The sequence below is a fragment of the Dyadobacter jiangsuensis genome (assembly GCF_003014695.1).
Classification (GTDB): domain Bacteria; phylum Bacteroidota; class Bacteroidia; order Cytophagales; family Spirosomataceae; genus Dyadobacter; species Dyadobacter jiangsuensis.
On sequence record NZ_PYAS01000020.1, the window covers coordinates 44,123 to 58,761 of the forward strand.

8 protein-coding genes are annotated in these 14,639 nt (G+C 53.1%); 2 read left to right on the forward strand and 6 right to left on the reverse strand.

All coding sequences use genetic code 11. The features are described from left to right. Positions 1-53: 53 nt before the first annotated feature. Positions 54-1,187, forward strand: a complete 1,134-nt coding sequence (locus tag CLV60_RS30295) for a glycoside hydrolase family protein (RefSeq protein WP_106599156.1) — start codon at positions 54-56, stop codon at positions 1,185-1,187. Positions 1,188-1,274: 87 nt separating this feature from the next. Here CLV60_RS30295 and CLV60_RS30300 read toward each other — a convergent pair whose 3' ends face one another. From CLV60_RS30300 to CLV60_RS30310, 3 genes are all read right to left on the reverse strand, one after another. Further along, positions 1,275-2,549, reverse strand: a complete 1,275-nt coding sequence (locus CLV60_RS30300) for a T9SS type A sorting domain-containing protein (RefSeq protein ID WP_106599157.1) — start codon at positions 2,547-2,549, stop codon at positions 1,275-1,277. Between the two features lie 7 nt (positions 2,550-2,556). Next, positions 2,557-4,095 (reverse strand): tail fiber domain-containing protein, encoded by a 1,539-nt coding sequence (locus CLV60_RS30305; protein ID WP_106599158.1) that lies wholly within the window; start codon positions 4,093-4,095, stop codon positions 2,557-2,559. A gap of 430 nt (positions 4,096-4,525) precedes the next feature. Further along, on the reverse strand, positions 4,526-5,197 hold the full coding sequence (locus CLV60_RS30310) for a response regulator (RefSeq protein WP_170118907.1): 672 nt from the start codon (positions 5,195-5,197) through the stop codon (positions 4,526-4,528). A gap of 182 nt (positions 5,198-5,379) precedes the next feature. Between CLV60_RS30310 and CLV60_RS30315 the strand changes: the two genes are divergently transcribed. Next, on the forward strand, positions 5,380-6,021 hold the full coding sequence (locus tag CLV60_RS30315) for a response regulator transcription factor (RefSeq protein ID WP_106599160.1): 642 nt from the start codon (positions 5,380-5,382) through the stop codon (positions 6,019-6,021). 35 nt (positions 6,022-6,056) lie between these two features. Here the strand turns inward: CLV60_RS30315 and CLV60_RS30320 are convergent, their stop codons facing one another. From CLV60_RS30320 to CLV60_RS30330, 3 genes are all read right to left on the reverse strand, one after another. Beyond that, positions 6,057-6,683, reverse strand: coding sequence for a response regulator (locus CLV60_RS30320; RefSeq protein WP_106599161.1), 627 nt, complete (start codon positions 6,681-6,683; stop codon positions 6,057-6,059). A gap of 81 nt (positions 6,684-6,764) precedes the next feature. Next, entirely contained in the window at positions 6,765-13,658 is a 6,894-nt protein-coding gene (locus CLV60_RS30325; protein ID WP_106599162.1) for a DUF7948 domain-containing protein, read from the reverse strand. Positions 13,659-13,902: 244 nt separating this feature from the next. Continuing rightward, positions 13,903-14,532 (reverse strand): response regulator transcription factor, encoded by a 630-nt coding sequence (locus CLV60_RS30330; RefSeq protein ID WP_146151622.1) that lies wholly within the window; start codon positions 14,530-14,532, stop codon positions 13,903-13,905. Positions 14,533-14,639: the final 107 nt, after the last annotated feature.

Here is a 14,639-nt window from a genome sequence, read left to right on the forward strand (position 1 = left end):
CTGTGCGCACTCCCGGTTGTATTCACATTTGTATATAAAAACCAACGGGTACCATGACGACATCAACAGGAATAACGGGGCTTTCGGCTATGATTGCTGCTGCCAAAATCGATGAGATCTACGAAGTTGTAAGTACACACAAAAAACAACTGAGCAGTTTCGGTTTTACCCGGGGGTACCTCGGCGTTTCTGTCTTCACTTATCTATATGCGGTGCATTCGGGTAAAAAGCAATACCTGGATGTTGCCCGGGATACTTTCGATCATGCTTGCGACCTCGTCGACAGCGATCCCCTCAAAGCCTATCCGCAAGATTTCGCCAGTCTGGGCGCAGTGGCGCAATACCTCTGCCAGGTGAGCGTGCTGGATCTCGACCCCAATGTTTTCCTGAGCGACATCGATGCCGTACTGCTCAAAAAAATGCGTTCCGAACTATACATCGGGAATCTGGGCGGCTTTGGCAGCGGAGCACTCGGGTATGGCATTTATTTTCTTCAAAGAAGCTATTACAACAGGGCGTTAGCGCTGCCGATTATCGACGAGCTCGTTCAGGGCATCGTGCGCTACGCGATACCCACGGGCGAGGGTTGCTACTGGAAGTCGGGAATGAACGGGCACCATGCGAAAGCGGCCGTTTTCTACCCTACCGAAACCACGGCAGTGCTCCTTTTTCTCGCCCGGGCGATCGATATGGGCCTTTGCCCGGCCGATTTCCTGGAAGGGATCGTCAACGAAGCGATCATTTACATAGAGAACCAGGAAGCTGACGCAAGCGCTGAAACCGGCTATGCCCTACTGCGCGCCGGCGCGGCATTCGGCAATCCGTCCTGGACACGGGAAGGATTGGAAATACTGAGAAAACATGCAAAATGCCGCCAGGAGCACCTGACCGCTACCAGGGATGCCGGCATTCAACATGGTGCCGCCGGCCTCGCATTGCTCTTCGATCGCGTGGCACGGCTTACGTACGACCAAACGCTCGAAAACGCGGCTGGCTTCTGGTACAGGCAAATTCTGCGGTTCGATATCCATCCCGATGGATTTGCTGGCTACAAAACCCTCGAAAACTCGTGGAACATGCAAAAAAACCTGGCATTCGGTGAGGGCATCGCGGGCATAGGGAGCGCGCTGGTGAAAGCGCTGCATCCGGAAAAAGTCAATTTCGACGACCTTATCTGGCATTTCTGACATAACGCTTCTTCAACATTATAAAAAAATAGCCCCGGAGAAATTCCCCGGGGCTATTTGCATAAAGAGGTTTAACACATGAAGCAATTATCTTGCAACGATGATTTTCTGTGATCTCACTCCCCCATCTTTGGTAACGACTTTCACCAGGTACATACCGGCGGCAAGCCCGTCGACCCGGAACGTTCCACCAGCTGTAATGCTGGTCTCCTTCACGGTTTTTCCATTCAAATCGATCACGGAAACACTTTTCACGTGATCCGCGTGCTGAATGTACACGACGTCGCGCGCCGGGTTCGGATAGGCGAGCTGATCGGAAATGTTGTCGAAAGTCAGGCTTCTGATGGAGCTGTAAGCGAATGTTTCATCCTTGTCCACCATTTTCAGGCGGTACAGGTTTTCACCGGGCAATGGGGCCGCATCAGCGAAACTGTATTTCACCAGCACCTTGCTTTCACCGGTAGATGCCACGGTACCGATCTTGCTCCAAATCTTGCCGTTCCGGCTGCGCTCGATCTCGAAGCGGTCACTGTTGGTTTCGGCCGTAGTCGACCAGGTGAGCGAGGCCGTCGAACCTTCCTTCCTGGCATCAAATGCTACCAGGGTTACCGGCAGTGCGATGTTTGCTCCAAACGTGAATGCCGAATAGTTGCCGAGCGTCACATTAGTGGCCGTAACGCTGCCGCTACCGGCCAGCGTGCCGATAGTACCACCCGCTTTACCCAGGCTTTCCCAGCGCAAACTGTCTGCGTTGTAGCCCACTACGATAAGATTCGCGATGTTGGAGCTGGTCAGTGCGGTCAGATTGCTGGCCGCATCCCAGGTGAGGGTAACATCAACTGCACCAGCACCGTCCAGGTCCCAATATTCCACGGCACTTACGCCGGTCACGTCGGACTTCATGCTCGTGAGTGGAAACGGTGCACCAGCGGGCAAGGTTGCCGTACCGGCACTTTCCGACCAGTATGCAGCCTTGTAGACCCCTGACGTCGGAGGCGCCGAAATTCCGATTGTACGCAGCTTCGCGCCATCACCGACCGGAAAAACGAATGCGCTGTTACCGTCCTTGGACACATAGCCATCTACGTGGTTAGCATCGTTCTGGCCCGAGTAGGAACCACTGGTTCCGAACCCCAGGATACCCGGCGAAAGGGCGCGGTTGGCTTTAATGATGCCCGGTTGGATGCCCGCGCCGCCCGTGAGGAACGTATGCGCACCGAACACCGTCATCTGCGTGCCTTCGGAGATGACCGTGTTCCCCTGACTGCTCGATTGCGCAGCCGCGGGATCGGTCATCAGCGAGAGCGACAGGCACAAGCCCGCGCTCAGGCCAATGAGCTTTTTATGGATGATTTTGTGCATAGTTCACTCATTTTGAAATGGTAGCCTCGGACTTTTCCTGAGCAGCATTACCGAGCATCGCTTTGATGCTGGCAACCTCAGCTTTGAGCGCATTCATTTCGCTCAACTGCGCTTTCAACGCAGCGATTTCCTTTTGCTGGTCTTGCACGGCTTTTACGAGAAGTGGAGTGATTTTAGTCGCATCCACTCTCCATGGATTGGCTTTTGCATCATCTCCACCCACAGTAACTGCCTCAGGAAACACTTTATACAAATCCTGAGCAATAAAACCGATGGTAGTCTCCTTCTTAGGGTTGGTGATGTAGTTATACTCCACGACACCTATTTTCATCAGGTCATCGATCGAATAATGCGTGCTTTTGATGTTTTCTTTCAAACGACGGTCAGAAGTCGCAGCCGGAAAGCGAACGTCGCCATTGGCATCACGGAATATCCTACCCTCTTCCGTACCATTCACGCGGAAAACGACAAACGGTTCACTTGCTGCGGGCATTACTCTTTTTGTCAAAACCAGATTCGGAGTATCGCCGGATTGAACTATGATTTGAGCCCTATTAATCTGCGTATTTACGCCATTTACCACTCTCACACCTTCCTGATAAAACCGGTATCCGCTTAAAGCAGATGTCCCCTGTGCCAGCCCAGCTGCATCAACGTCTGCTTCAGACCCCTGAAGCGAGCCGTTGACATGAACTATATTATCAGCGGCAACGAAATTAACTCCAATACCCAGTTTACCGCTGGGAGTCAGCATCATTCTAGCTACCGGACCCGCAGCAGCACTAGCTGCAGTGTGGAATACCAATCCTCCGTTGCCGCCTTGCACGGTTGGTCGAATGGCGATTCGGTACTTGAGTGGGTTACCCGGAGCATCCGACAAATCAATCGCCGCACCGTAGCCAGCATCTATACCAGGGCCCCTGAGAAGCTGAATGATCCCCCCCGGCGCGATGGTCGATTTACCCTGCCCCGCGGGCGTCTCCCGCATGGATACGATATGCCCGTATCTGGAAATGACTCCCCTCTTCGCGCCCCCGGCATCATTCTGCGTAAACCCAGCAAAAAATGCGGTCTTGGTTGGAGATTTGTAAACCACCCAGGCCCCATTGATGCAAGTCCACTGCTGACCGAAAGTTCCGCTATCTTCATCGCTATCGGTGTAGATTGTTTTAGCTGGGCAAGAACCGGTTGGCGCACCATTACCCTCAATGTAATTATACGTATCGTTTGAATTTAGCCTTACCCAAGTCGAGCCGTCGTAAAAGTATTCCCCTGGTTGCACCTCATCATTTTCATTCGTATTGTACACGTGCATACCTGCCACAGCGTTGGTTACCGGAGCTGCGACGCTGGTGGACGTCAGCGCCACGCGCGGAAGCAAAAGTCCTTTGGTTGCACTTTCCAGTTCGAGAATAGAACTTGGATTAATTGTGTTCGGGTTATCCCCGATCTTCACCTGCGCCATCAAAGGCGAACCGACAAAAAGCAAACCGGCGGTAACTCCGAGTGCACCGGTAGTGCGTGTTAGTAGTTGTTTTACTTTCATTGTTTAATTGGTTTTAATTAATAAATCATTGAAAACAATAGGGTATTGAAAGGGTGGTTAATGCTGGATCAAAAGGATACACCACGACCGCTCGAAAACAGGGCTTTCTGGCCTGGCTTCTAAATGGATATGGATGATCTTCTCGTAAAATGAATGGGGCTTAAATCAGCACGCAATCCCGTTGGATAGCGGCCCGTTTGCTGCATACCTGCGATGCAAACTATATCTACAAAGTAGCGGGAAAAATGTATCCGATTCGATGGACGGACAAAGTGAAGCGAACGCTCAATTCAAACAATCGGCTTATTTACAATGAGTTATAAATCATATTTTTTACAAAGCATAGAAACACTTCTATGCATTTTCCTCGTCAGAAATAGAGCATTAATGGAGATATTTTTACCTCATTATCAACATGGGTAAGTCGAAGCTATTTCTCAGCATTTAAAATAGCATCACCGTTGGACAAGTGATACATCTCGACGCGCCTGGCGAGATCGAGCAGATTGTTGACGCCCAGCTTTTTGAAAATCCGGGCCTTGAAAGTGCTGACAGTCGTGCTTTTCAGGTTCAACTGACCGGCGATATCCTTTGTCCATTTGCCTTCCAGCAGCATCTCCATGACCACCAGTTCCTTGGGCGACAAAAGCTCTGCGGGATCAGACACGCCCTGTTGCAGCATGGAGCCGATCAGCTGAGCCCGAACGACGGCGCTGAGGTATTTCTGACCATTGAGTACAACACGAATGGCCTCCTGTAACTCGGTTGCCTTTGATTCCTTGGAGACAAATCCGGCCGCACCTGCGCGGATACAATGCAGGCCGTAGAGCTCCTCCTTTTGCCCGGAGAACACAAGCACCGGAACGCCGGATTGCAGCGCCCGCAATTTCTCGATCGTCAGCAAATGATCGGTACCGGGGATATTCAGGTCGAGGATAACCAGTTGATAGTGCGTCGAAGAGACCGCGTGCGCAGCCTCTCTGAAATTGGAAGCTGTATCCACGACGGCATCGCTGATCATCTCCTGAATGAGCATACTGGTAGCGATTCGGACAATATCGTGGTCTTCAACAAGTAAGATTCGGGCTGAGGGAGATTGCAATGGTAAAGCGGGTTGTCAATGATATCCCGAATTAACAAAAACTCCACGAAATTCCATCGAGAAGTGTAGTACTATGTTGACAACTAAAAGTCAACATCTCCATTGTACCCGCGCATACCCGTGCCTAGTTTTGGCACAATAAGTCTTACCTGCTCTTGTATGAATCAAATTTGCCACAATTAATGAACGTATTACTGATTGAAGATCACGCAGTTGTTAGAATGGGCATGCGCCTGGTGATACGCGAACTATTTCAAAACGTGACGATCTTGGAATCCGAAGATTTTAATGAGGGTATCCGGATCGTCCAGGACAAGCCGGTCGACCTCGTGGTGCTGGACATCCATGTTCCCGGCGGCCAGGATGTCAAAATGATCGATATGATCAAAAAGGCCAGGGCAGAAACAAAGATTTTGGTTTTCAGCGGATTACCAGAAGAGAAATACGCCCTTAAATATGTGCAGGCCGGCGCGGATGGTTATTTATCCAAACGGTCGGATCCTGAAATGTATGGGGAAGCAGTGGCGGCGGTGGTCAACGAAAAAAAGTACCTCAGCGAGGCCGTCCGCGAGCAGCTTGTGACGCAGTTGCCTCAGAATTACAACAAAATCAAGCGCAGGAAATGGATCGGGCTCACCGACAGGGAGCTGGAAATCAGCAGATTACTCATAAAAGGTATGTGGACCAAAGAGATCGCTACCCAGTTGCAGCTGAAACTAAGTACCGTGAGTACTTTTAAAAAGAAAATCTTCCAAAAATGCGGCGTCACAAGCGCCATCGAACTATCGAAAATCATCGATGATGTTGCTGCTACGGCCCAGTGATGCGCCATCGTTCAGGTAGCCTTCCTCCCGGGAGGCTACCTCAGCATTTCCATTTTCTCCGATAAAGCCACCAGGTTACTCACTTGCAGCTTTTTGAAAACGTTCGCTTTGAATGTGCTGACCGTGCTTTCTTTCAAATTCAGCATTTCCGCGATCGCTCTTATTTTATTTCCTTCCAGCAACAAATGCACGACCAGCCGCTCCCTTGACGTGAGCGATTGCAGGGGATTGTGATCCGAAGCGTCTACATTCGCAATCACCTGTGAAAGCAGACTTTCCTGTATCGCTTTACTAAAATACGTCCTCGAATCGAGTACCATATCTATCGCAATTCGCAGCTCGTCACCGGAAACATCTTTGGACAGAAAGCCATGCGCGCCCGAAGAAACCGCCGGAAGTGCATAGGTGCTCTCGCTCATCGATGAATAGACGAGTATCTTAGCCCCGCGGGCGATCGCCCGCATTTCGCGGATCGTGTGCATACTTCCGCCGGGAATACCTATTTCAATGATAACGAGGTCAAAATACTGGTTCTCCATGGCTTCCAGCGCCGCGTCGAGCTGCGCGATGAGCATAACCCTCGCCTGCGGCTTATGGTCTTTTACTTCCCGTTTAATGGCCGATCTCATGAGTGGATGGCCGTCAATAACGAGCACTTTCATACGTCAAAACAGTGGGTTAAGGCTTAAAATTGGTGCAGTAGAATAACGGTTGCCCGTTGAGAGCGGGCAACCGTGCATCGTCTATCGAATGTGGACGAACTTGTGTGTGTGAACAGATCCGTCCGTGTGCGTTATGTGAAGAATGTAAACACCTGCTTCCAGTCCGGAAACATCGATGCTTCCGGATGCGATTGGCCCCGAGCTGTAAACTTTGTAACCCGAGAGGTTATCGATGCGAACCGTTTTAACCTGTTTCCAGCTGGCAACTTTCAGATTAAGCACCGTTGCTGCCGGGTTCGGGTAAATGCTGCTTTCCAGCTTAGCATCAAAGCGCACGCTCCGGATGCTGCTGAATGCAAAGCTTTCGTCGCGATCGATCATTTTCAACCGGTACAGATTGGCATTGGCGCCGGCGTCAGGCTGCCGATCGGTGAAAGTGTACGTTTTCCGCACCTTGCTCTCACCTTCCGCATTTACGCTCCCCAGCATTCCCCACGTTTTGCCATCGACACTGCGCTGCACCTCAAATCGATCACTGTTGATTTCCTCCGTAGTAGCCCAGCTCAATTCCACAACATTTTCACCTGCCACTGCCAGGAACGACACCAGCTGTACAGGAAGCGCTCCTTCCCAGCGCACGGTGTAAGGGACAGAAGGCGATTGTTCGCCAGCTTCATCGAGGAAAGCATACTCGAACGTAACATTCGTATAGCCCAATCCCGTCAGCTTAATGGCCATCAGCGCCGGATCGTAGGACCTGATAACCTGCCCTTGCGTAACGAGCGAACCATTGTAGTAGAGCTCGGCCGTACCCGGCAATGCGGTGATCACCACTGTGCGGTTCTTACCCGATCCATTCAGAGTACCATCCTCCTGATCGTTTCCGGTGAACCCTGCGGGCGACGAAGTGCCTGCTCCGGTTGAGGAATGCGTACCGTCCAGGGAAATGGTCGCGTCGGCCGCTGGCCTGTCGATCTGGTATTCCTTGGAATCGGCCAGCGGAGGCTGCTGTATACCGAAATTGGCATTGGTTACCGGCTGCCCGGCCACGACTACGTTCGTAAGGATTCCATTGACGGCATCGTCGCTTCCCACGCCAGCTCCCAGGTTTTCGCCGGTGTTGATCCAGCCCGAAGGAAGCCCGGCCACTGTATTGCCGCCAGCATTCTGATGCAGCACAATGCTGTAAGTACCGGCAGGCGTAGCGCCGAAATCATAGGTACCATCCACACCAACCGCCACGGTTTTGACGGCACTACCACCAGCGTTCACCAGCGTAACATAAAGTCCCGCAGGCAACGCCTGCACATTACTGGCGTTCACTGTTACGTCTTTCAGCCCGTTACCGTCATGAAATACGTTTCCAGACACCCCTGCTGGTGCCACGCATGCTTCTGGCGCATTGATAGTCACATTTACGGTTTTCACCAGCTGACATTGATTGGCATTGTCGGTCACCGTAACGGTGTAGCTGCCGGAAGCATTGGCAGTAAATGTCGGATTGGCGGCAAATGCATTGGAAAGACCCGTCGAAGGGCTCCACGCATAGGAATAGCTGCCCGAAGACGTCACATTCAGCGGCAATGTGCCCGACGCGCCCTCACAAAGTGCCAGGTCTCCGGCTGTTGCCGCAATCGTATTGGGGCTCACTGCCACAATTACCTCCTTGTAGTTGCTGCAACTGGTTGCAGTTATGGTTTGGGTTAAACGATAAGTCCGGGTTGCCGATCCGGTGATCGCCGTGGTGGAGCTGTTGGGACTGGCCACACCAATAGCCGGCGTCCATTGCCAGGCGCTGCCGGCCGCTGGATTAGCCACAGAAAGCGTGGTAATGCCGCCTTCGCAAATGGCCGTACTGCCTGCGATATTGAAATTGGCAGGGGTATTAACAGTCACGATAACCTGGTCGGTGGTCGTACAGCCGTCAACGGTCACCTCCACGGTGTAGGTGGTCGTAGCGGCCGGTTTCACGATTGGCTGTGCCACATCGGCTGCGCCTATAATGCCCGCGCCTGTCCAGAGGTAGGTAGCTCCGCTGATGGCTGCTGATCCGATCATCACCGATTCGCCGGGACATACGGCCACGTCCACGCCTGCATTGGCGGTTTGTGTAACGGTTACGGTGTCTTTGAAAACACAACCGCTTGCCAGTGTTACCGTCACAATGTAATCCATCTTGCCGGCCACGGTAGCGGTCGGGTTGGCGGCGGTTGCATCGCTCAGTCCGGCCGCAGGCGACCATGCATAGCTTGCGCCAGCCGGTGCAGCCGGGTTGCCAGCGGCTCCATAACCGATTTCAATCGGCCCCGCAGGACAGATCGTCTTGTCGGCCAGTTCCAGCCCCGAAACCTCGTTCACGGTAAGCGTCACTTCGTCGGTGATCGGACTCACACAGCCCGGATAGCTCACTTTTACGACGTAGGTAGTGGTTACGGTCGGTTTGAGGACTGTCGGATTGGCTATGGTGTTGCTGCTCAGACCGGTTGCAGGTGTAACGCCGTCGGCCATAAACCATTCGTATTGCGCCGACACTTCTCCCCCGCGTCCGAGCGTAACAGGCTCGCCTGCACAAGTGGTTGCACCTGTACCCGCGTACTCTACCGCAGTGACCGAATTGCTCAGCACTACCTCGTCCACAGCCGTGCAGCCCGACAATGGGTCGGTTACGGTTAGTTTAAAGGTTTGTGGTGAGGCAGATGCGAATAGTACCTGCGGCTGCGCGTCGGTCGCGCTTGTTCCATTTGCCCAGGCTGCGTTGGTAGGTTCCCATGCATATTGCCAGTTGGTACCGGCAGGTGCGGGAGCACCCAACGTGACGGTTCCCCCGTTACAGATCGCGCGGTCGGTTCCGGCTGCTGCAACTGGCGTTGCCACATTCACAGTAACCGTGTCGCGGGTTACACAGCCGGAAGCAGTTTCAGTGACCAACACCCGGAATTCCGTGTTCGAGCTGACCGTTGCGTACGGATTGGCAATGACTGCATTATCCAGGCCTGCAACGGGCGCCCATTCGTAGGTAAACCCTGCTACCGGCGCGCTGCCGATGCGTACCGGAGCACCTGCACAAGCATATTTATCCTCTACCGAAAACACCGGCAACGCCCAGCCCGGAGGATTGATCACCATTGATTTTACACAGCTAAAAGATGCATCGTACTTGTTGGTAATGGTTACGGTAATGGTAGCCTGCGCAGTGGATGTGATGTTTACTGTTGCCGCACGTGCATTATCCACGAGATTGGCCGGGCTCCATGAGAAGTTGTAGTCGGAGGCATTGCCCAGAGAGGTTCCCAGTTTCAATACCGATCCCGCGAATACTTTCGGACATCCCTGGTCGGAAAGCGTCACAATCTCGAAATTACACGAACCCGGACCACCCGAGCAAGGCTGTACCGACACCTCCGCGCTGCATTCAACGCCATTCAGACTTACCGTACGGCGGAAGGTCGTAACGCCGGTATTGCTTTTGAGATAGGCATTTTTGCCACCCTCAGCAGTTTGCAGCACCACGCCGTCTCCCGAAACCACGCTCCATGCATAGGCGGTACCCGGCGCATTGTCTTCATCCATATGCTTACTCCAAACCGGCCCGCAAACGGTTTCTGTCTGATCGGAAATGCGGCTATTGAGCACGGCTACTTTCACCTGATCGGTGAATGTGCAGCCGCTTTTCACCGCGGTAACGGTATAGTTTGCTGCTCCTCCCGTCACACCCGCGGTTCCTGCATTGAAAACAGGGTTGGCAACCTGCGAATTGTCCAGGTACTGGCCGGTAGTCCAGGTGTAGGTAAACGTATTGTCGGCAGTACCGCCGAGCGTTACCGGTGTATTTTTACAAATGGTTTTATCGTCTCCTGCAAATGCAACTATCCCGTTCGGCGCTGTAACCGGCGTCACGGTGACATTGGAAGTAGACGAACAGGTTGCACCTCCCTTACGCTGCACTGTTACCCGCAGCCGGTACACGGTAGTTACAGTAGGATTGGCTATTGGCTGGGCACAGCTTGTGCAGCTTAGCGTGGTGATGGGATCGCCTGAAACCCGCTCCCATTCATAGGATACCATCGGGCTTACGATGGGCGAAGTGCCGATCTGCACGCCGCCTGATCCTTCACAGACAGACTTCGCAGGGCCTGCGGCTGCCACGGCGGGCACAATCGTTACCTGATCGATATCGACACACCCGGCCGCATCACTTACCTGTAATGTGTACGTGGTCGCCTGCGTCACGGCCGGAGTCGTCCACGAGGCGGTGTTAGCCAGCGGCGTACCGTTGGTGGTACTCCCTTCAAACCATTGGTAAGTAAAAGAGCCCGAGCCGCCCGATGCCGAGTCATCCAGGGTTACCGTGTTGGCGCCTGCACCGCAAACATACCATTGAGGCCCATCCGCATTAGCTACCGGAGCCGCATTTGCGCCGATCACCACTTCGGCAACAGGAGATGCATCAACCTGCGTCAGCGCACAGTCCTGGCCATAGATTTTCACCAAACGGCGGTAATACAAGGTGGTCTGCGATGCCTCCGGCTGCAAATCGCGAAAAGTTTCACCCGGAATATCTTCCCAGGGTCCGGCAGCCGATTGGGCTTTCTGCCATTGGAAATACAGCTGGCTGCGGTAACCCGTAGGCGCGGTAATGCTCACCGCATTCCCGGTGATCACACCCGGAATACCGAGGATACAGGCTGTCTGAGTCATCGGCGCGAGGTTGCTCGGGGAGACCGCCAGCCCGGCAGGCAGTGCATTCTGATTGAATTTGACGATCATACCATCGCCGCCCCCAGCCAATGCTGCCTGGTGACTACCCACAGTTCCCAGCGTGGTACTCGAAGATGTGAAGCCCAACAAAATGCCTCCGTCGCCGGCAATCGCCATGTTAAACGAATTGGGCGACATGCCTTGCAGGCCGCTTGTGGAATATCCGCCCTCTGCTCCGGCACCGCCGAAATACGTCCCCCACAACCGTTGCCCGCTTGCGATGCTGAACTTGTTCAGGAATAAGTCGCCGGCAGCGCTGGGTGTGACCTGGTACGCGCAATCGGTAGAAAGTCCGCCGCCATTGGCATTGGAAATACCCATGATCAGTAAATTCCCCTTGCCATCCAATGCGCAGTCCAGCGCCCTTGCATGATTCGTTCCCGTGGCGATCGCTCCAAGATAAGTGCCGCTCAGGTAATGTCCTGCCAAATCGAAACTTACCCAGATTCCGTCCCGCGAGGCCGCCAACGTGGTACGGTGCGCGCCGGGTGATGCCACGCCCGAGGCGACGTTTGAGCTTCCTACCAAATGGATTCTGCCATTGCTTTCATCTACTTTCAATCCTGTAATTGAGGCATTGAAGAATCTGCCCCAGGTCCTAGCCCCGGTGGCGCCATCGAATTTTCCGATATAACCTTTTTGCGAAACCGTACCTTCACCCACACCCGCTGCGAAGCCGGCATCAAAGGTCGCATTGGTACCCGTCCCGGCCACATACACATTCCCGTCAGCGCCGAGATCGATGGCTAAACCTGCTTCGGAATACAAACTGGTGGCAGCGGTAGAAGATCCTGCCACATAAGTTCCCCATTGCCTCACACCTGCCGCATTGAATTTCACCAAATAGGAAGTGTTACATCCGCCATCAGTGCGGAAAGCACCCGGCGTGGCAATGTCTCCTGTCCGGCAAGAGATACTGCCTAATGAACGTGTACTGCCCCCATAGGCAAACAAGTTGCCCTGCGCATCGACTTTCAGCGCTTCAAACCACCCGGAATGGGAAGCGTCGCCCGTTCCGCCGTAATAGCTAGCCCACAACCTTGCCCCGGTATTCGCATCAAAACGAGCCAGGAAGGGAATTTCACTGTCGGCGGCCGATATGCCTGTGGTTGTCTGATGCGCTCCGGCTGTTGCCAGACCTTCGCTGTTTGTTTCACCGCCTAAATAAACCTGACCGTTGCGGACGGCAATCGCATAAGCCTGTTCTGCATTGGCACCACCGTAGTAGGTGGCCCACTGACGTACCCCGGCGCTGTTGAACTTGACGATGAGAAAATCATTTCCACCCGCTGCAACACCCTGATAAGCACCGCCGGATGCAATGTTGTTCGCGCTGTTCGTGTGTCCTACGGCATAAATGTTACCGCTTTCGTCTGTATCAACGGCCGTGATTTCATCATTACCATCGCCACCGTAGTAGGTCGCCCATTCCAGGTTCGGCGAAGGATCGATCACCAACGTCTGGCTTTTGTCGTAAACCGGCACATGAAAGGCGAACAGATTATCGCCCAATGCTTTGTAAGAAACACCCACAGGCTTCCGCTTTTCCCCTACCCAGCTGGCCGGAATACGCTCCTGTAAACGACCGTGGACGGTTTCCATTACAATGCGCCCCTGGCTGAGCGCTACTTTTCTGCTGCCCCGGTACCGCATTTGAATGCGCCCCGGATCGGCACCTGGATGGACGATAAAATTGTATTCGACTTGCTTATCCGATTTCGGATCGGCGACGAATTCGAGGTCGATGCCCGGGTAAATGTCGGGGTAAGTAACGCGTTGAAAATGATGAATATTCCGGAACTCACCGCGCTCGTTGATCACGTTGCTGACCGCATTGCCCGGCATATCGGCTTTCAGCGTCGCTGCCTGGTTGGCGCCTACCAGCTCGATATCGACCCGGTGGAACTTGCGCGAGTTGCCGCTCTTTCGCAGGTAGGTATCATAGCTGAAACCATTCTGCCGCAGTTGCACATGAAGCGGACCATTTTGCAGCAGGTACTTCACTCCGCCATTGGGTTTCCCGCTTTGATCGACGAGCTGCCCTTTGTTTTCCAGAAAGCCCGCACGGTATGCACCGGCAGATTTGGAGAGTGTGTTAGGGACGTCGATGGCCGTCTTGCCCATGTGCTGCGGCTCCGCGGGAGCCGGTTTCTGGGCGCAAACGGCAAAGGAAGTCCAGCCGCTGATTACCAGCGACAGTAGTAGTCTTCTTTGCATAGAAGTTTGGATTGGATTTAAACTAATTTTCGGGGTATCACTAACGAGAGTTCATGGGTATGCCCGCCTTAAATAGCGGAGTGTGTGTATAGTGTAAACAAACGCATATCTATATACGCGCTCGATAACTTCCTTCATTTGATAGTGCGGTGTGGGATTATGATATCCGCACCAAAACTAATTAGAATTGTGTCGTATTAGCTCGCATTAGCCAAAACTAGACCATAGAAAGATTTCTATTAGTTTAAAAACCCGCAGCTTTCTGCGACAACTCGAATGTATCGGTTACATTCATTTTCTTGTAGATGCGCTTCTTGTAGGTGCTTACCGTGTTGCATTTTACATTGAGCAGGTATGCGATCTCTTTGGTCGATTTACCCATCACCACCTGATTCATCACAATCCGCTCGCGTTGCGAGAGGGTTTCCAGTGATTCCATAGCATCCTTTTGACGGTCTGAGTCGATCATGGAGATGAGTGATGCCTGCAACTCGACGCTCAGGTACTTGCCCCCCGAGCCCACAATGGAAATCGCCTTGCCGAGGTCGGCTGGCTTTTCGCGTTTCATAATGAACCCGTCGGCCCCGGCACGGAGCGCAGGTAAGGCAAAAATCCGCTCTGCGAGGCCGGAATAGAACAAAATGGCGATATCCGGCTTGACCGATTTAAGCAATTGGATAATCTCCGAAGAAATCAGGCCCTCCATTTTCACCTCGGTAATCACCATTCCGATACCGGGATTTTCTCTGAGAACAACCCTGGCCGTTTTCAGGTCGGCCGCTTCAAAAAGTTGGTAATCGCTGGAAATGGTTTCCAAAAATAGCCGCATTCCAGTGCGCAGCAGCGTTTGGTCGTCGATGATGAGAATCTTCATGATGGTAGGGCCGATGGGCCGGTCAATAAGGTAACGCTCGCGTCCGGGACGCGATAGAAAGGAGTAAAAAGGATAAGCCGGTGACAACGGTAAAAGTAGGGTGAAAC

Excerpts from the sequence above, each read along its gene's own strand:
- CLV60_RS30325 (WP_106599162.1), bottom strand. The coding sequence starts at position 13,658 with ATGCAAAGAAGACTACTACTGTCGCTGGTAATCAGCGGCTGGACTTCC.
- CLV60_RS30315 (WP_106599160.1), top strand. The coding sequence starts at position 5,380 with ATGAACGTATTACTGATTGAAGATCACGCAGTTGTTAGAATGGGCATG.
- CLV60_RS30295 (WP_106599156.1), top strand. The coding sequence starts at position 54 with ATGACGACATCAACAGGAATAACGGGGCTTTCGGCTATGATTGCTGCT.
- CLV60_RS30300 (WP_106599157.1), bottom strand. The coding sequence starts at position 2,549 with ATGCACAAAATCATCCATAAAAAGCTCATTGGCCTGAGCGCGGGCTTG.
- CLV60_RS30305 (WP_106599158.1), bottom strand. The coding sequence starts at position 4,095 with ATGAAAGTAAAACAACTACTAACACGCACTACCGGTGCACTCGGAGTT.
- CLV60_RS30330 (WP_146151622.1), bottom strand. The coding sequence starts at position 14,532 with ATGAAGATTCTCATCATCGACGACCAAACGCTGCTGCGCACTGGAATG.
- CLV60_RS30320 (WP_106599161.1), bottom strand. The coding sequence starts at position 6,683 with ATGAAAGTGCTCGTTATTGACGGCCATCCACTCATGAGATCGGCCATT.